The organism is Mycolicibacterium psychrotolerans, assembly GCF_010729305.1.
In the GTDB taxonomy this organism is placed as follows: Bacteria; Actinomycetota; Actinomycetes; order Mycobacteriales; family Mycobacteriaceae; genus Mycobacterium; species Mycobacterium psychrotolerans.
Genome location: NZ_AP022574.1, coordinates 5,117,375 through 5,134,373 on the forward strand (window position 1 = coordinate 5,117,375; position 16,999 = coordinate 5,134,373).

Consider the following 16,999-nt stretch of genomic DNA (forward strand, 5'->3'; position numbering starts at 1 on the left):
TATGTACAGTCATCAGTAGGCCGACAAAATTGACACGTTCGTAACTGTGACCTTATTGTTTGCGAAACCACAAGCAGTTCTCAGGTTCGTCGTTCAGACTCTGTTCCGGCGGGGAGCAACAGTTTTGGCAAAGACGGTCCCCGTATCTTCGGGTTATGGGGACGGTCGGCAAGGAGAAGGCGCTGATGGAGTCGACTGTTGCCGCACTTACGGTCCTTGTCGTGCTGTCCGCATGGCACCTGCGCAACCGTCGGCATCCCGGCTGGCTGGCCAGCCCCGATGGTCGTTTCTTCATCTTCTGCGGCTACGCCCTGGTGGCCGTCGCCGCGTACTGGCTCCAGTCGGCGCCGACCGCGACCACGTGGGAGTGGGCGTTCGGGAATCTGTGGGCGCTCGCCGCGATGATCGCGTTCGTCCTCGGCTTCGGCCACCTCAACCGCGTGACCGCCGAGCATGCGTGGGCTGCACAGCAGGTCGAGACGCTCGCCCACTCGGACGCGGCGACGAATTAGTCCGGTACGTCAAGCGAACACACTGGTCGACTAGCCTCGACGTGTGCACGCCGTCAACCGCCCTGCCCTGAATCCCGATGTGCTGCGCGCGGCGATCGCCGGAACCGAATGGCGACGCATCGATGTTGTCGAGGAGACGGGCTCGACGAACGCCGACCTCGTCGCCCGCGCCGGCCGCGGTGAGGACATCGCGGGCGCGGTGCTGCTCGCCGAGCATCAGACCGCCGGGCGAGGCCGTCACGGACGCAGCTGGTCGGCTCCCCCGCGTACGCAGATCTCGATGTCCTTCGCCGTGGACACCACCGACGTCCCGGCTGACGGGTGGGGCTGGCTGCCGCTGCTGACCGGTCTGGTGGTGTGCCGGACGGTGCGTCAGCACTACGGCATCGACGCCACGCTCAAGTGGCCCAACGACGTTTTGGTCGGCGGCGGCAAGCTGGCCGGGATTCTCGCTGAGGTGGCCGGGTCCGTCGTCGTGGTCGGCCTCGGGCTGAATGTCAGCCTCGACTCCGACGAGCTCCCCGATCCGAACGCGGTGTCGCTGACCATGCTCCAGCATGACGCGGACCGCACCGAGCTGACGGCCGCGCTGCTGGACGCTCTCAATGAGCGGGTGCGGCAGTGGCGTGCGGCCCACGGCGTCGACGGCCCGATGGCAGCCGACTACCGCAGCGTCAGCTCGACGATCGGCACGCAGGTGCGCGCACTGCTTCCTGGCGATGACGAAATCGTCGGCATCGCAACGGGTATCGACGACAGCGGCCGACTGGTGATCGACCGCGACGGCACGCTGGTGACGGTTTCGGCGGGCGACATCACGCACCTGCGCCCAGCGGAATAGGGATCCCGCCGCGAACGTGCATTCCTTGTAGTAGCCAAGTAAGAAACGCAACATGGAATGCACGTTCGCGGAAGATAGGGGCATTTGCCCCATGCCGCTGCTGCCGTGCCGGTTCACCATCGAGGCATGACTCGATTCCTGACACTCTGCTACGGCGCTGTGAGCTATGTGCTGTTCCTCGCCGTCTTCCTCTATGCCATCGCGTTCGTCGGCGATCTGGGCGTACCGCGCTCCGTCGACCACGCCGTGCAGGCCCCGTGGGCTCAAGCCGTCGCCGTCAACCTGGTTCTGCTGACGCTGTTCGCGGTGCAGCACAGCGTGATGGCGCGACCGTGGTTCAAGCGCTGGTGGACCCAGTTCGTCCCACAGCCGATCGAACGCAGCACATACGTTCTCGCCGCGAGTTCCGTTCTCGCTCTTCTTCTTTGGCAGTGGCGCGAGCTGCCCCTGGTGATCTGGGACGTCAGCTCGCCACCCGCACGGTGGGTGATCTACGCGTTGTTCTGGCTGGGCTGGGCGATCGTGCTCGCGTCGACGTTCATGATCAACCACTTCGAGTTGTTCGGCCTGAAGCAGGTCTTCGCGGCCTGGCGCGGCCACGGCCAAGCCGAGACGGGGTTCCGCACGACGCTGTTCTATCGCGTGGTGCGGCATCCGCTGAATCTCGGCTTCATCGTGGCCTTCTGGGCGGCGCCGACGATGACCGCGGGCCACCTGCTGTTCGCGTCGGTGACGACGGCGTGGATCTTCCTCGCCATGTGGCTCGAGGAACGCGATCTGCTGGCCAAGTTGGGCACCCGCTACGCCGCCTACCGCGAGACCGTGCCGATGATCGTGCCGCGGCCCGGCAAGGCCGTCCCGCACGCGAACGTGCATTCCTTGTAGCGCCGAGGCGACAAGAGCTACCGGGAATGCACGTTCGCGGCAGAGTTACTTCAGCAGCGCCCGGCTCATCACGACGCGCTGGATCTGGTTGGTGCCCTCGTAGATCTGCGTGATCTTGGCGTCGCGCATCATCCGCTCGACTGGGAAGTCGATGGTGTAGCCGGCGCCGCCGAACAGCTGCACGGCGTCGGTGGTCACCTCCATCGCGACATCCGACGCCAGACACTTCGACGCCGCGGAGATGAAGCCGAGGTTGCCCTCGCCCCGCTCGGCGCGGGCCGCGGCGCTGTAGACCATCAGCCGAGCGGCTTCGACCTTCATCGCCATGTCGGCGAGCATGAACTGCACCGCTTGGAAGTCGGAGATGCTCTTGCCGAACTGCTTGCGGTCCTTGGTGTATTCGATCGCCGCGTCCAGCGCGCCCTGCGCGATACCGACGGCCTGCGCGCCGATGGTCGGGCGGGTGTGGTCCAGCGTCGCCAGCGCGGTCTTGAAGCCGGTGCCGGGGTCGCCGATCATCCGGTCGCCCGGGATGCGGCAGTTCTCGAAGTACAGCTCTGTGGTCGGCGAGCCCTTGATGCCGAGCTTGCGCTCCTTGGGGCCGATCGTGAAGCCCTCGTCGTCGACGTGCACCATGAACGCCGAGATGCCGTTGGCGCCCTTGTCGGGATCGGTGACGGCCATGACCGTGTACCAACTCGACTTACCGCCGTTGGTGATCCAGCACTTGGCGCCGTTGAGGATCCAGTCGTCGCCGTCGGCCTTGGCGCGGGTGCGCATCGCGGCGGCGTCGCTGCCTGCCTCGCGCTCGGAGAGGGCGTAGGACGCCATCGCCTCACCGGAGGCGATCGACGGCAACACCTTCTTCTTCAGCTCATCCGAGCCGCGCAGGATCAGCCCCATGGTGCCCAGCTTGTTGACCGCCGGGATCAGCGAGGCCGACGCGTCGACGCGCGCGACCTCTTCGATGACGATGCACGCCGCCACCGAGTCGGCGCCCTGGCCGTCGTACTCCTCGGGCACATGCACCGCGTTGAAGCCCGAGGCCACCAGCGCGTCGAGCGCCTCCTGCGGGAAGCGCGAGTTCTCGTCGCAGTCGGCGGCGTAGGGAGCGATCTCCTTCTCCGCCAGCGCGCGGATCGCGTCGCGCAGTTCCTGGTGTTCCTCGGGCAACTGGAACAAATCGAACGAGGGATTTCCGCCCCATCCAGCCATCATGATCTCCTTGCTACTCGCCGGTAACTTTACCGTGCTCGCACTGCGACGCGAAGTCCGCCGGTCCGCCCTCTCAGCCGAAGTTCAGCGACGGACATGGTTGGTTCTCAACTTTCCTGGTTATTCTCCGAAACATGCAGGTGTACATCGATGGTCCGGCCCTTCGCCGCACCGCGCACTGTGAGTGTGGTTGGAACGGTACTCGCCACATAATGCGCGCTTCGGCGGTAGTCGACGCGGGCATCCACGCAGCGCAGACGGGCCACATCCAGGCCGCGGCTCCGGTGCAGAGCGCCGAGCCGGTCGTCGTCCTCCGGGCGTCCTGACCGACCCGTTCCCGTCACACTCTCGGTAGTGTGACAAAGATCACATTTGCCTTCAGAAGCCGGCCGCGAGCGGCTTCACGGACATCAATCCGAGTTTGCCAAGCAACCGTCTGACGCTTGCGTCAGCAATTACTCTGCTGAGCGCGCCCGACCTGCCGAGCAGCCACAACCGTCACAGCCCACGCCAGCAGCGAAAACTAGTCCCCCAGCAGCCGCTGCCGCAGCGCCGAGTCTTTCTCCAGCACCATTCTCTCCAGACCGGCCTGGAAGCCCGCCATCCGCGACCGCAACTCGGGGTCCGACGCCCCGAGGATCCGGACGGCCAGCAGTCCCGCGTTGCGTGCCCCGCCAATCGACACCGTCGCCACCGGAACGCCCGCGGGCATCTGCACGATCGACAGCAGGGAATCGAGACCGTCCAGCCGCGCCAACGGCACCGGCACGCCGATCACCGGCAGCGGCGTGGCCGAAGCGACCATGCCCGGCAGATGCGCCGCCCCACCGGCGCCGGCGATGATCACCTCGATGCCGCGACCCGCCGCGTCCTGGGCGTAGCTGAGCATGCGCGCCGGCGTGCGGTGCGCGGAGACGACGCCGACCTCGAAGGGGATGTCGAACTCGGCGAGCGCCTCGGCGGCGTCCGACATCACCGGCCAGTCGCTGTCGCTGCCCATGATCAAGCCCACTCTGGGGTTCATGCGTGCGGGTCCCATCCGTCTGTCCATTCGGCGTGCGAGAGCCAGTGTGCCGCCCGCTCGGCGCGCTCGCGCAGCGACTCCCAGTCCGTGCCGACGATGTTGACGTGGCCGATCTTGCGGCCGGGCCGCTCCTCTTTGCCGTACAGGTGCACCTTGGCCTCGGGCAGCCGCGCGAACAGGTGGTGCACGCGTTCGTCCATCGACATCGGCGGGGTCGACGGCGCCCCGATCACGTTGCCCATCACCGTGTACGGCGTGATCGGTGACGTGTCGCCCAGCGGGTAGTCGAGCACCGCGCGCAGATGTTGCTCGAACTGCGACGTGCGGGCGCCGTCCATGGTCCAGTGCCCGGAGTTGTGCGGGCGCATCGCGAGCTCATTCACGAGCAACCCCCCGTCCACAGTTTCGAACAGCTCGACGGCCAGCACCCCGACCACGCCCAGTTCGGACGCCAGCCGCAACGCCAATTCCGAAGCAGCAGAGGCCACGTCGGACGGCAGCGAGGGCGCCGGCGCGATCACCGTCACGCAGATGCCGTCCTCCTGCACGGTCTCGACCACCGGCCACGCCGCGCCCTGCCCGAACGGCGAGCGCGCCACCAGCGCGGCCAGCTCGCGGCGCATCGCGACCTTCTCCTCGACCATCACCGCGACCCCGTCGGCCAGGTAGCGGGCGACGACGTCGCGGGCGTCCTCGGGAGTGTCGACCATCACCACACCGCGGCCGTCGTAGCCGCCGCGCACGGTCTTGATGACCACCGGTCCCCCGACCTCGACGGCGAAGGCCTCCGCCTCGCCTGTACTCGTCACGGAAGCGAACCGCGGCACGGGCGCGCCCAGCGCGGACAGTCGCTGACGCATCACCAGCTTGTCCTGTGCGTGCACCAGCGCCGAGGGGGGCGGGAAGACGGGGACACCGTCGGCGACGAGCTTCTCCAGCAGTTCGGTGGGGACGTGCTCGTGGTCGAACGTCAGCGCGGTCGCCCCGTCGGCGACACGGCGCAGCGCGTCGTAGTCGGTGTGGTGGCCGAGGACGACGTCGGGCGTCACCTGGGCGGCGGACTCGTCGCTGCGCACGGCCAGCACCCGCAGCGTCTGGCCCAGCGCGATTGCCGCCTGGTGGGTCATCCGGGCGAGTTGGCCGCCGCCGACCATCGCGACGACGGGGTGGGAGGATCCGGTTCGTGGCACGCCGTACATCGTGTCATGACCTACACCACATCGTTGACCTGCGGTTACTGCGCGCTTGGGTGTTTGCAACATGTTTTCCGTAGACTCGCTCCTTGTGTCCTTTGCCGATGCGACGATCAAGCGTCTCCCTGGGCCGCTCCGTCCCTACGCCGAGCGGCACCATGAGCTCATCAAGTTCGCCATCGTCGGCGCCACCACGTTCGTCATCGATTCGGCGATCTTCTTCACGCTGAAACTGACGATCCTCGAGCCCAAGCCGGTGACCGCGAAGATCATCGCGGGCATCGTCGCGGTGATCGCCTCGTACATCTTGAATCGGGAGTGGAGCTTCCGGGACCGGGGTGGGCGCGAGAAGCACCACGAGGCGCTGCTGTTCTTCGGGGTCAGCGGTGTTGGCGTGCTGCTGAGCATGGCCCCGCTGTGGGTCTCGAGCTATGTGCTGATGCTGCGCGCGCCGATGGTCTCGCTGTTCACCGAGAACGTCGCGGACTTCGTGTCGGCCTATGTGGTCGGCAACCTGCTGCAGATGGCGTTCCGGTTCTGGGCGTTCCGCCGTTTCGTCTTCCCCGACGAGTTCGCGCGCAATCCGGACAAGGCGCTGGAGTCGACGCTGACCGGCGGCGGCATCGCCGAGGCGCTCGAGGACGGGTACGAACTCCGGCACTCGGTTGAGGGAACCGAGGGCACCGTCACGCCGATGCGGTCGTCGCGCCGGCGCGCGCGCCAGTACGACGCCGAGACCCGGATCTCGAAGACGTCTTAGCGGCGCAGCCCCTGCTCCTGGTAGCTGAGGTCGGTGTTGACCTGCCACGGGTCGACGTTCTCGCCGAAGTACTTGCCGACGCTGCGGATCGCGCTGAGCATCGCGTGGTCCTGGTTGTCGTAGTGGTGCATGCCGTTGCGGCCGATCGGGTGCAGCGACGGGTAGTGCTCACGCAGGTAGTCGCGGATGCGGACGACGCTGCGGTCGCGCGCCGGGTCGTGGATGGGGTAGGCGAACTTCGACCGGCTAATCATCACCCGTTCGATCTGCGGGTTCTTGAAGCCCAGTTGGTGCAGGTCCCGTTCGACGATCGCGCCCAGGCCGTACTCGTTGGCCAGCCACAGGTCCTGGTCGGGCAGCAGAAAGTATTCGAAGCCGAGGTAGGTGCCGTTGAAGCCCTTCGGGCAGAGGTCCTGCGACCAACGGCGGTAGTTCTGGATGCGGCCGACGTGGAAGTTCGGGCCGGGGGTGTACACCCAGTTGTAGGGGATGTCGTAGTGCTGGCGCAGCGCCACCGCGACGGTGATCAGTGAGCGGTGGCGCAGCTGGTCGGCGACGGCCCGGATGTAGTCGGGCGGCGCCGGGTCGAGCATTCCGACGAGCAGGCGCAGCGGCATGCTGGAGAACAGCGCGTCCCCGGTGAGGACGTCGCCCCGGTCGGTGGACACCGTCCAGGTGCGGCCGTCGTAGCGGGCGCTGGTCGCCATCGCGTTCAGCGTGACCTCGACGCCGGCGTCCTCGAGCCTGCCGGCCGCGGCTTCCCACAGCTGGCCGGGCCCGTGGCGCGGATACCGGAACACGTCCCGGTCGGCGGTCTGCTCGTGCTTCGACAGCCGCCACCCGATCGGCTTGATGCGCTGGTTGGCCCAGTCGCTGGCGATGTTCTCGGGGTCGGCGAGCCAGGTCTTGCGGACGTAGCCGTCGAAGAAGAGTTCGTACCAGTGTCGGCCGAATTCCGAGCGGCCCCAATCCTTGAAGCTGGCTTCGCGGGGCTCGATGCGGGTCTGCCGACGGAATCGGGCCCAGGTGTAGCCGCCGGCGCCGCGCAGGACGTCACTGAACCCGAGCTGGAAGAGCAGATCCCTCCCCATCAGGGGGTAGCGGACATACCGGTTGTTGACGAGCATCGCCGAGCTGCGCGGCACGGCCAGCCACTGGTCTTCGGGGAGCAGGGATCGCCAGAGGTCGGATACCTCCTCGCTGCGGGTGTAGAAGCGGTGCCCGCCGGGGTCGATGCGCCAGTCGCCGTCGACCTGGGTGCGCGCCAAACCGCCGATGCCGCCGGTGGATTCGAGAATCCGCGGCGTGACGCCGCGCCGCGTCAGTTCGAGGCCGGCGGACAGGCCCGCGGGCCCGGCGCCGATGATCAGCGGGGTGCGCTCCATGGTTACCGTCCCCGCAGTTGCGCCACGCCGCGGTAGTCGGCGATGAGGTCGTCGATGTGCTGAGTGGTGAGGTCGTTGAGCGGGGTGTCGAGGAAGCGCAGCTGCGCGTATTGGCTTTGCAGCGGCAGGAATCCGCTGAGCAGCGGCTCGGCGGTGGTGCGGATGACGAGGTCGACCTCACCGATCTCGAGCGCCGAGGCGATGTCGCAGTCCTCCTGCTGGGCGCGCCGGTGTGCGTCGCGCAGTTCGTCGTAGGCGTCGTAGGCGGCGAGCATGTTGATGCGGAACGCGCTGCCGGTCATCGCGACTTCGAGGTCGTGGGCGGCGGCAACGTAATTGTCGGGCAAGGCTTTTCGATCACCGTGCAGACGCAAGCTGCAGAGGGCCGCGTCGAAGTGGGTGGGGATCAGTGTGGTGAGGAAGTGCAGCGAGGCCTGGTAGACGGCGTCGAGTTCGTTGTGGGTGCGGCCGAGGTTGGCGCGGCTCAGGTTGTACACGGAAACCGTTCGCACGCCGTGTCCCTGAAGGGTCTGCAGGATCTCGACGACTTTGTGGGCGCCGCGCAGGTAAGCCTCGGCGAGCGTGGTGCCGTTACCGACCGCCCACCGCCGCAAACCGTCGGGAATCAGCCCGACGTGGTCCGGTCCAAGCTCCACACCCACCCCAACCGCTCGACTCCCCCAGCAAAGAGTATTACGGGACGTCGAAACCCGTCGGACATTGGCTTATTCCGCACTTTTGAGGACAGCCAGCACAGTGAGAGCCAGGGTCTTGAGGTCGAGCAGGATGGACCAGTTCTCGATGTAGTAGTTATCGAACTCGGCGCGGTCGGCGATCGAGGTCTGCCCGCGCAGGCCGTGCACCTGCGCCCAGCCGGTCATGCCGGCCTTGACGCGGTGCCGGTCGCCGTAGCGGCGGATCTGCATCTCGAACAGTTCCACGAACTCCGGGCGCTCGGGCCGCGGACCGACGAGGCTCATCTCGCCCCGGATCACGTTGAGCAGCTGCGGCAACTCGTCCATCGACGTCTTGCGCATGATCTTGCCGATCCAGGTGCGCCGGTCTTCGCCCTCGACACCGCCGGGCGCTGCGCCGTCCTTGAGGTGGAACGCTTCGCCGGCCGGGTCGGCGGGCCGCATGCTGCGGAACTTCAGGCAACTGAACACCTTGCCGTCACGTCCGATCCGGTCCTGCCCGAAGAAGATCGGTCCGGGCGAACTGAGCCGGACCAACAGCATCAGCGTCAGAAACAGCGGCGAGATCAGCACCAGGCCGGCGGTGGCGAAGGTGCGGTCCATGGCGTGCTTGACCGCGAACTGCCAGCCTTTGGGATTGGTGTGGGACAACACCATCAGAGGGATTCCACCGAGGTGCTCGATCGTGGCGCCCTCGGTGACGACGTCCATCATGCGCGGCACCACACGGACTTTCAGGCCGAGGTGGTGCGCGCGCTGAGCGATGATGGAGAGCTGGTCGTCCGGCACTGCCGAGTGCGCGATGATCAGCTTCTCGGCACGCGTGGTGGCAACTGCACGCTCGAGGTTGTCCGCGGTGCCGAGGTACGGGACTCCCTCGGCTTCGTTGGTGGACGGCCGGACGTCGTCGAGGATGCCGACGGGGCGCAGGCCGAAATCGGGGACCTGCCGCATGCGGGTGATGATCTGGTGGGCCATCGGGCCGGTGCCGACGATGATCGCCGGTTTCCCGAAGCTGAACTTGCGGCGCAGGTAGCGCTGCGTCAGCGACCGGCACAGCCGGACCGCCGGGACCAGAATTGCGGCCCATAACCAGATTTCGAGCATCACGTCGTTGGATCGGAGATATGGCTGAACGACCTGGCCCGGCTGGAACTTCGGGATGACCTGCGACATGACCGCCAAGGTCAACAGCGCGGCCACCGCCACCGACGTCTCGACGGGTTCGAACTCGTCGAGGAAGCGATGGCTGAGCCTGCGCTTGTACATGGACCGGCTGATCAGCAACACGATGAGAATCGGGATGAAGATCCAGGTCCACGGCAGGACACCGCGGCTGTCGATGCTCCGGTCGACCGACCAGTGCGTGATCATGACGGCCCAGAAGCCGGCCCAGATGTCCAGCCCCACGCTGACGGCCACATAGCCAGATTCGTTGCGCAGATAGTGGTAAGCGCGACGCCACAATGACGGCTTCTCGACGACGAGTGGCGAAACGGCACGCAGCAATGGCGTCGTCGGACGCGCGCTCGGTGTGTGCACCGACTGCTTCGTGTCGAGCTGCATGCGCGAATTCCCCCGGACGGCGCTGAGAAACCCAACTGTAAGTGTGCTGAGGGCCCGCTGCAGTCAAATTGCCATCCGCGAATGTTAATTTGCCGACTTGAACGGCCGTACAGTGGCGGGCGGCGTAGCTGGCTCAGTTCGCTCGGCTGCCACCCGGACCGAAGATGCGCTCGGCGGCAAGGCCAGCGAGATCGGTGAGGACCTGCACGTGACCGGTGCCCCACAGCCGCGGCTTGGTGTCGAATACGCACAGCGTGCCGATGGCGTTGCCCTCGTCGTCGGTCAAGGGAATGCCGAGATAGGCGACCACGGTGCCGTCCCGTACGGCGGGATGATTCTTGAACACCGGGTCAGTCCGAGCGTCTTCCAGGATCAGCGGCAATCCGTTTGCCACTGCGTACTGACAGATCGACCGGTCGAGTGGCGTCTGCCTTTCCTCCGGCGTACTGATCTCCATGCCGGCGGCGCTCTTGAAGAATTGCCGGTCGACGTCGACCAGCGACACGAGGGCGTGCGGAGCGTCGAGGGCGTCGGCTGCCGCGCGGGTGATCCGGTCGTAGATCTCCTCTGGCCCCGAGTCGAGCAGCCCGGTGGCATACAGCGCGCGGAGCCGGTTCGGGTCCGCGATCACAGTGGACACACTGGGCATGTCGGTGCCGGCAAACACCCCGGAGTCCGACAGGTGCTCCATCAGCCGCTCGACAGCCGCGGTGTCGGCCAGCCGTTGGTCGGCCACCATCTTCGACGCCACCGCACGCGCCACATAGGTGTTGACGTCCTCGCCTGCGTCGCGCGCACACTGTTCGAGTTGGCGGTTGAGCCATTCGTCAAAACGCTTCAGCGAGCCAGACACCTGCTCACGGTATCTGACATCAGCGTCAGCGGTTGCCCGAGCAGCGAAAGCCGCATCCGCATAGCCTGGGCGGGTGCCCGGCCGTCACCGTCAATCCCCCACCCACACGGCCGCTCTCGTTGTCGGCGGCACGGCCGGTGCGATCATCCGGTACGCGACCGCCACGGCCTGGCCGCTGCCGCGCCACGTCTTCGTGTCGACGACGGTGACGGCCGCGGTGGCGTTCATGGTGGCGGGCTTCCTCGTGTCGGTGGGGTTGACGTCGCCGCTGCGCACGGCGGTGTTCGGTGTGTGCGCGAGCGCGGCGAGTCTCAGCGCATGGGCGGTGCTGACGATCAGCCAGCCGCCGAAGCTGTCGATCGCGTTCCTGATCGGGACGCCTGCGGCGGCGGTGGCCGGGCTGCTGTGCGGATTGCTGGTGGCGCGCGTGGTGGCGCGATGACGTGGGTGCTGGTCGCGGTCGGCGGCGCAATGGGTTCGGCTGTCGGTGCTCTGCTGATGCGTCGGCCGACGGGGACGCGGCTGCTGCTGGCGACGGCGGCGATGTGCGGGTTGATGGGATTGCTGAGCGCACAACTGCTTTCGCCGAAGGTGACGGCGGTGTTGGGGTATGGCGTGCTGGGGTCGGCGGCGAGCATGGTGACGATGGCCGTGGCATCGCCGATGTGGGTGGGCGGGGACGCGCCGGTCCACAGCACGGTGTCGGTGACCAAGAGGCTGGCGGTGTACTGCGTGGTGGGGGTGACGTTCGCACTGCTCGGCTACCTCGCGGTGCGCGGCGGGGAGACGCTGTTCAAGAAGCTCACGTGATGTTGTCGCAGGAGCCTTGGACTTCGGCCTTGACCCAGGCCGCGTACTGGTAAAGGTAGGTGTACTGCCAGCGGGCAACGGAGAACGGGTAGCTGCGCGGGACGTCGCGCATGACCACCGTGCGGCCTGGCGGTGCAAAGCAGACGTCGAAGATCCGGCGGGCGCGCGGCAGGTGGTATCGCCAGCTGATCACGATGACGGAGCGCCAGCCGCGTTGCTCGGCGACGGCACGTGTCAGCAGCGCTTCGCCGCGGGTGGTGGACGGCACCGGCGGCCGGCAGATCACCTCGATGTCGGCGCGGCGCTTGCAGTACTTCTTCATCACCGGGTCACGCGGTCCGTAGGGGTCGGACATCAGGACCGTGGTCGCGTAGCCCTGTTCGGCGAGCTTGAGTCCGTAGGCCTCCCGGCCGTCGTGTTCGCCGCCGAGGACGACGATCGCGTCGACCTTGCGCAGCGGGTCGGGTTGGGCGTGGGCGAAGAAGACAGTGCCGGTGGCGCCGTTGAGGAACAGCACGATCACGAGGGCGATCAGGGCCGCCGGGAGCGGCCCCGCGCGCACTCCTGATCGCCGCCTGTCCCCCATGTTCTGCACGGTATTGCAGGAGCGTGAGGTGTGCAGCGCCTCAGCTCGGGGATTCCTCCGAGCCGAGGGTGTCGAAGACCTCGTGGTAGAGCAGCGAGTGGACGCGCTCGACCTGGGGAATGTCGTGGAACTCGAGGGGGTCCTGCGAGGCGGATTCGATGATCAGCGTGCCGGTGCGCAGGATGCGGTCGAGCAGGCCGTGCCGGAACTCGACGCTGTTGATGCGTGCCAAAGGGATGTCGATGCCGGAGCGGGTGATCAGGCCGTGCCGGAACATGACGCGGCGGTCGGTGATGACGAAGTGGGTGGTCCACCAGTTGAGGAACGGCCAGACCGAGAGCCAGCCGATGAGGATGAGCCAGACGGCGGCGATGACGAGGAAGACGATGTTCTTCGCGGACGGTTGCCACGCAAGAGTGTTGACGTAGCCGGCAAGGAATGCGGCGGCGGCAGTCGCGACGATGAGGACGAGCGCCGGGACGGTGAGACGACCCCAGTGCGGGTGGCGGTGCAGGACGACGTGTTCGTCCTGCGCCAGCACGTTCTCGGGATAGCCCACGGAGGCACTGTACTCAGCGGCGGCAGTTCGTGCGGGCCAATCTCGGCGGCATCTCGAGCAACGTTGTCGGGACGCCCTGGACACGCGACTCAGGAAATTCTCAGTGTTTGCCAGCGAAAGCATTAGTCACGCGTAGCTTGATCACGATGCGGGTCGAAACGTGTCGGTGTGGTCACGAGGGCTCGGCTCACGAGCATTATCGAGCGGGGACGGACTGTTCGCTGTGCGAATGTCCGCGATTTCAACACAGTAGCTGCGAGTCACACACATGGGTGGACCGATTGTTGGCCCGTTGGCTAACGCGCTGAGCTCTAGAGCGCGGCGAGACCTCCTAGACTCGAAGTTCGCTGACGTGTTCGCGGTACCAGGCAACAGTCCGTTCGAGCCCTTCGCGCAGATCGATCTTGGACTTCCACCCGGCTTCTGCGAGCTTCGAGACATCAAGCAATTTCTGCGCGATTCCGTCGGGCTTCGTGGTGTCCCAGTTCGTTTCGCCTTCGTAGCCGACCAGGGAGGCAATGGTCTCGGCGATCTCGCGGATCGTCACATCGGTGCCGCTCCCGACGTTGACTTGCTGCGGGCCGTCGTAGTGTTCGAGAAGGTGGAGGCACGCATCGGCCATGTCATCCGCATGGAGGAACTCGCGCCGCGGGCTACCAGTCCCCCAGTTGGTCACAGACGTTGCACCTGTCGCGACGGCTTCGTCGTAGCGCCGAATCAGGGCTGGAAGCACGTGAGACCCACTTCTCGAGAAGTTGTCATTGGGCCCGTAGAGGTTGGTCGGCATTGCCGAGATCCACGGCAAGCCGTACTGCCGGCGCACTGCTTGAACATGGAGGATGCCTGCGATCTTGGCGATGGCGTACGCGTCGTTGGTGGGCTCGAGTGCGCCGGTGAGCAGCGAATCCTCGCGGATCGGTTGCTCGGCGAACTTCGGGTAGATACAGGACGACCCGAGGAACAGTAGACGTTCGACGTCCGACTCTCGTGCTGCGTCAAGCACATTGACCTGGATGCGGACGTTGTCGCTGAGGAAATCGACTGGATAGGTGCTGTTGGCAAGAATGCCGCCGACTTTCGCCGCCGCGAGCACCACGTACGTCGGCTTCACCTCGCCGAACAACTGAAAGACGGCGTCGCGGTCCTTCAAATCCATTTCGCTTGAGCTCTTTCCGACGATGTTGGCGAAACCCGCAGCTTCTAGGCGACGGACAATCGCCGATCCGACAAGGCCTCGATGTCCCGCCACATAGAACGTCGCGTCGCGGTCCAACTCTTTGGGCGTATACAGCAGTTCTTCGGTCATGGCATTCTCGCGTCGTCGGTGGACGGCGTCACCCACGACTCCAATTGCACCGTGTCGATCCATGGCCGGCCGGCGTGCTTGAGCGCCTCGATATCGGCGTCGACCATCAGACGCGCAAGCTGGCAGCCATCAACGGTCGGCACCCAGTCAAGTTTCTTCGCAGCCCGCGACGGGTCCCCGATCAGAGCGTCGACCTCCGTGGGGCGGAGGTAGCGCTCATCGAAGCGAACGTGATCCTCCCAATTCAAGCCCGCGTGATCGAAAGCGATCTCGAGGAATTCCCGAACCATGATCCCCACGCCCGTCGCCAGAACGTAATCGTCGGGTTCCTCGGCCTGGAGCATTCGCCACATGCCCTCGACGTATTCAGGTGCGTAGCCCCAGTCACGGATGGAGTCGAGGTTGCCCATGTACACATGTTCCTGCCGGCCGGCCTTGATCGCGGCGACCGCACGAGTGATTTTGCGGGTCACGAATGTCTCACCCCGTCGCGGTGATTCGTGGTTGAAGAGGATGCCGTTGACGGCGAACATGCCGTACGCCTCGCGGTAATTCTTGGTGATCCAGAAGCTGTAAAGCTTCGCGACGGCATACGGGGACCGGGGATAGAACGGGGTGTCCTCATTCTGCGGCGGCGGAGTCGCGCCATAGAGTTCCGACGAAGACGCCTGATAGAAGCGAGTTTTGATGCCCGAGAGTCGAACGGCCTCGAGCATGCGGATTGTGCCCGTACCCGTCGTGTCGGCGGTGTGCTCAGGCTCGTCGAAAGAGACCCGGACATGGGACTGAGCGGCGAGGTTGTACACCTCGTCGGGGTCGATATCCGCCAGCAGGGTCACCAACCGTGCGCCGTCGCTGAGGTCGCCGTAATGAAGAAACAGGCGAGCGTCCGGCGAGTGCGGATCGACGTAGAGGTGATCGATACGGGACGTGTTGAACGTCGATGCGCGGCGGATGAGGCCGTGAACCTCGTAGCCCTTACTAAGCAACAGCTCCGCCAAGTAAGAACCGTCCTGACCGGTAATGCCGGTGATCAGAGCGCGTTTCGTCATCACGTCCCCCATATCGGGCCGACGAGCGGCCAAGGTCAGTCGGAAAAGGAGCCTACCGGGCAAACCCTGACACCTCACGGCGACCGCGAACAGCCCGCACGTATGTTCCCGCGGCAGGCCAGGCGAGAATGGTCAGTAAGCGCCGGAGTGACCCAGCATCGCCTTGACCGTTTTGACCGCGATAATGAGGTCAGAAATCATCGACCAGTTCTCGACGTAGAACAGGTCCAGCCGAACGGAATCCTCCCAAGAGAGGTCCGAGCGCCCGCTGACCTGCCAAAGGCCTGTAATGCCAGGACGAACGAGCAGACGTCTCTTGGCGTAATCGTCGTAAGATTTGACTTCATTGGCCAGCGGTGGCCGCGGCCCGACGACGCTCATGTCGCGCTTGAGAACATTGATGAATTGTGGGAGCTCGTCAATGCTGTACTTGCGGAGGAACTTACCCACACGGGTTATTCGCGGGTCCTCGCGAATCTTGAACAGTACGCGGCCATCGCTCTCGTTCAGAGCGGCGAGTTTATCTATCATTCTGTCCGCGCCATCGACCATCGTACGGAATTTGATCATCTCGAAAGGCGCCCCGTCGAGTCCAATCCGTTCCTGACGGTAGAAGACCGGCCCTTTACTGGTCAGTTTGACAGCTGCCGCAACCACCAGCAGAACCGGCAACCCGCAAACCAGGACTCCACTGGAGAAAACAAGATCGAACAGACGTTTCTGGAACCGCTTAGCACCGTGGTACTGAGGCTTCTCGACGTGAATTAACGGCAGTCCGGCGACAGGGCGCATCTGCAACCTAGGACCTGCGATGTCAACCACACCGGGGGCTACCAATAGATCTATATCCAGCTTCTCGAGCTCCCACGAGAGGTCGCGGATGCCGCGCCCATCGAGCCTTTCAGTAGCCGTCACCGCGACGGCGTGACTATTGGTCGCAGTTACCGCCCCTACGACATTCGACTCATCGCCAAAGGTAGGGATCGCACCGACGCCGGGAACATCAATCTTGGTCCGGGGAATCGGGCCCGGGATGCAAGCCCCTACGACCTCGTACTCGCTCCTGAGCTCCCGGTGCAACGACGTGGTCAGATCACGAACCGCTGGAGCGCTCCCTACCACCAACACCCTGGTTATACAACGTCCGTACTTCTGACGCACTCGAACTACCACCTGGCGAGCGCACCACCGAAATAGCGTGAGAAAACAAATGCCGGCGGGCAGCGCGATCATCATGTAACCGCGAGCAATCTCGAGCTTGAGGAGCATAGAGACAATCGCGACGCCACCAAACACCGCCAAGGTCGCCAACCATACGCGTCTGTACTCTTCGGTTCCCGAGCCTATGATTCGAGGCGACCGCGAGTGATTGATCGTTAGCGCTACCAACCAGATGGCAGCGATCGCGACAGACAGCAGAGGGTAGTCAACGAAGCCGGGAGCCGCCGCCTCGCCACCCAAGCCACCGAACCGAAGGAATTGCGCCAGGCCGACGGCTGCGAGCACGCCGGCCGCGTCTAGCGCTACAAGCCGGCGCGAATATCCGCGTTGCCAAGCCGGGACTTTGGCTGGTATAGCAACAATGTTTGCTGAGACATCAACCCTGTCATTTACTGCCGTCACTCGTCCCCCCGCGTTTTACTCCCCTTGCGCTGCGACTTTATCGCAACGCACCCGCTGATCTCAACACGAACAACGGCTTCGCTCGGCAACGTAACACGCCAGCGCGGCGCTATCACGGTGAATTCACGTGTGCG

Annotated in this window: 18 protein-coding genes; 6 read left to right on the forward strand and 12 right to left on the reverse strand. The window is 65.3% G+C overall.

The window, feature by feature from the left end; genetic code table 11:
* Nucleotides 1-155: 155 nt before the first annotated feature.
* The 3 genes from G6N45_RS24760 (at nt 156) to mddA (ending at nt 2,238) form a co-directional block, all read left to right on the forward strand.
* The gene (locus G6N45_RS24760) at nt 156-512 is read left to right on the forward strand and encodes a hypothetical protein (protein WP_407664242.1); all 357 of its coding nucleotides are present in this window, start codon (nt 156-158) and stop codon (nt 510-512) included.
* 43 nt (nt 513-555) lie between these two features.
* The gene (locus G6N45_RS24765; RefSeq protein ID WP_163726097.1) at nt 556-1,353 is read left to right on the forward strand and encodes a biotin--[acetyl-CoA-carboxylase] ligase; all 798 of its coding nucleotides are present in this window, start codon (nt 556-558) and stop codon (nt 1,351-1,353) included.
* A 126-nt stretch (nt 1,354-1,479) separates the two neighbouring features.
* The gene (gene mddA / locus G6N45_RS24770) at nt 1,480-2,238 is read left to right on the forward strand and encodes a methanethiol S-methyltransferase (protein ID WP_163726102.1); all 759 of its coding nucleotides are present in this window, start codon (nt 1,480-1,482) and stop codon (nt 2,236-2,238) included.
* Nucleotides 2,239-2,283: 45 nt separating this feature from the next.
* On the opposite strand, the gene G6N45_RS24775 is transcribed toward mddA, so the two are convergent.
* The 3 genes from G6N45_RS24775 to G6N45_RS24785 form a co-directional block, all read right to left on the reverse strand.
* The gene (locus G6N45_RS24775) at nt 2,284-3,453 is read right to left on the reverse strand and encodes an acyl-CoA dehydrogenase (protein ID WP_163726105.1); all 1,170 of its coding nucleotides are present in this window, start codon (nt 3,451-3,453) and stop codon (nt 2,284-2,286) included.
* Between the two features lie 523 nt (nt 3,454-3,976).
* A complete protein-coding gene (purE, locus tag G6N45_RS24780; RefSeq protein WP_163729038.1) occupies nt 3,977-4,477 on the reverse strand; it encodes a 5-(carboxyamino)imidazole ribonucleotide mutase in 501 nt (166 codons plus the stop codon).
* Nucleotides 4,474-5,676 (reverse strand): 5-(carboxyamino)imidazole ribonucleotide synthase, encoded by a 1,203-nt coding sequence (locus G6N45_RS24785; RefSeq protein WP_163726108.1) that lies wholly within the window; start codon nt 5,674-5,676, stop codon nt 4,474-4,476. Before G6N45_RS24785 ends, purE begins: the two co-directional genes overlap by 4 nt.
* Nucleotides 5,677-5,761: 85 nt before the next feature.
* Between G6N45_RS24785 and G6N45_RS24790 the strand changes: the two genes are divergently transcribed.
* On the forward strand, nt 5,762-6,430 hold the full coding sequence (locus G6N45_RS24790) for a GtrA family protein (RefSeq protein ID WP_163726110.1): 669 nt from the start codon (nt 5,762-5,764) through the stop codon (nt 6,428-6,430).
* On the opposite strand, the gene G6N45_RS24795 is transcribed toward G6N45_RS24790, so the two are convergent.
* The 4 genes from G6N45_RS24795 to G6N45_RS24810 form a co-directional block, all read right to left on the reverse strand.
* On the reverse strand, nt 6,427-7,815 hold the full coding sequence (locus tag G6N45_RS24795; protein ID WP_163726113.1) for an FAD-dependent oxidoreductase: 1,389 nt from the start codon (nt 7,813-7,815) through the stop codon (nt 6,427-6,429). The two genes, G6N45_RS24790 and G6N45_RS24795, sit on opposite strands and share 4 nt — an antisense overlap.
* A 2-nt stretch (nt 7,816-7,817) precedes the next feature.
* Nucleotides 7,818-8,477, reverse strand: coding sequence for an undecaprenyl diphosphate synthase family protein (locus G6N45_RS24800; RefSeq protein WP_407664243.1), 660 nt, complete (start codon nt 8,475-8,477; stop codon nt 7,818-7,820).
* A gap of 63 nt (nt 8,478-8,540) precedes the next feature.
* Nucleotides 8,541-10,076 carry a sugar transferase gene (locus G6N45_RS24805; RefSeq protein ID WP_163726116.1) on the reverse strand — a complete coding sequence of 512 codons (1,536 nt, stop codon included), beginning with the start codon at nt 10,074-10,076 and terminating at the stop codon, nt 8,541-8,543.
* Nucleotides 10,077-10,209: 133 nt separating this feature from the next.
* On the reverse strand, nt 10,210-10,929 hold the full coding sequence (locus tag G6N45_RS24810; protein WP_407664244.1) for a GAF domain-containing protein: 720 nt from the start codon (nt 10,927-10,929) through the stop codon (nt 10,210-10,212).
* Nucleotides 10,930-11,002: 73 nt separating this feature from the next.
* Between G6N45_RS24810 and G6N45_RS24815 the strand changes: the two genes are divergently transcribed.
* Together G6N45_RS24815 and G6N45_RS24820 are read left to right on the forward strand one after the other, a co-directional pair.
* Nucleotides 11,003-11,371 carry a chromosome condensation protein CrcB gene (locus tag G6N45_RS24815; RefSeq protein WP_163726119.1) on the forward strand — a complete coding sequence of 123 codons (369 nt, stop codon included), beginning with the start codon at nt 11,003-11,005 and terminating at the stop codon, nt 11,369-11,371.
* On the forward strand, nt 11,368-11,739 hold the full coding sequence (locus tag G6N45_RS24820; protein WP_163726122.1) for a hypothetical protein: 372 nt from the start codon (nt 11,368-11,370) through the stop codon (nt 11,737-11,739). The genes G6N45_RS24815 and G6N45_RS24820 overlap by 4 nt, the downstream gene beginning before the upstream one ends.
* Here the strand turns inward: G6N45_RS24820 and G6N45_RS24825 are convergent.
* The 5 genes from G6N45_RS24825 to G6N45_RS24845 all read right to left on the reverse strand — a co-directional run bounded on the left by G6N45_RS24825 (nt 11,732) and on the right by G6N45_RS24845 (nt 16,865).
* Nucleotides 11,732-12,325, reverse strand: coding sequence for a YdcF family protein (locus tag G6N45_RS24825; protein WP_163726125.1), 594 nt, complete (start codon nt 12,323-12,325; stop codon nt 11,732-11,734). The two genes, G6N45_RS24820 and G6N45_RS24825, sit on opposite strands and share 8 nt — an antisense overlap.
* A gap of 40 nt (nt 12,326-12,365) precedes the next feature.
* On the reverse strand, nt 12,366-12,884 hold the full coding sequence (locus G6N45_RS24830; protein WP_163726128.1) for a PH domain-containing protein: 519 nt from the start codon (nt 12,882-12,884) through the stop codon (nt 12,366-12,368).
* A 331-nt stretch (nt 12,885-13,215) separates the two neighbouring features.
* Nucleotides 13,216-14,190, reverse strand: coding sequence for a GDP-L-fucose synthase family protein (locus G6N45_RS24835; RefSeq protein ID WP_163726132.1), 975 nt, complete (start codon nt 14,188-14,190; stop codon nt 13,216-13,218).
* The gene (gmd, locus tag G6N45_RS24840) at nt 14,187-15,242 is read right to left on the reverse strand and encodes a GDP-mannose 4,6-dehydratase (protein WP_163726135.1); all 1,056 of its coding nucleotides are present in this window, start codon (nt 15,240-15,242) and stop codon (nt 14,187-14,189) included. Before gmd ends, G6N45_RS24835 begins: the two co-directional genes overlap by 4 nt.
* Nucleotides 15,243-15,374: 132 nt before the next feature.
* A complete protein-coding gene (locus tag G6N45_RS24845; RefSeq protein WP_163726138.1) occupies nt 15,375-16,865 on the reverse strand; it encodes a sugar transferase in 1,491 nt (496 codons plus the stop codon).
* Between the last annotated feature and the right edge of the window lie 134 nt (nt 16,866-16,999).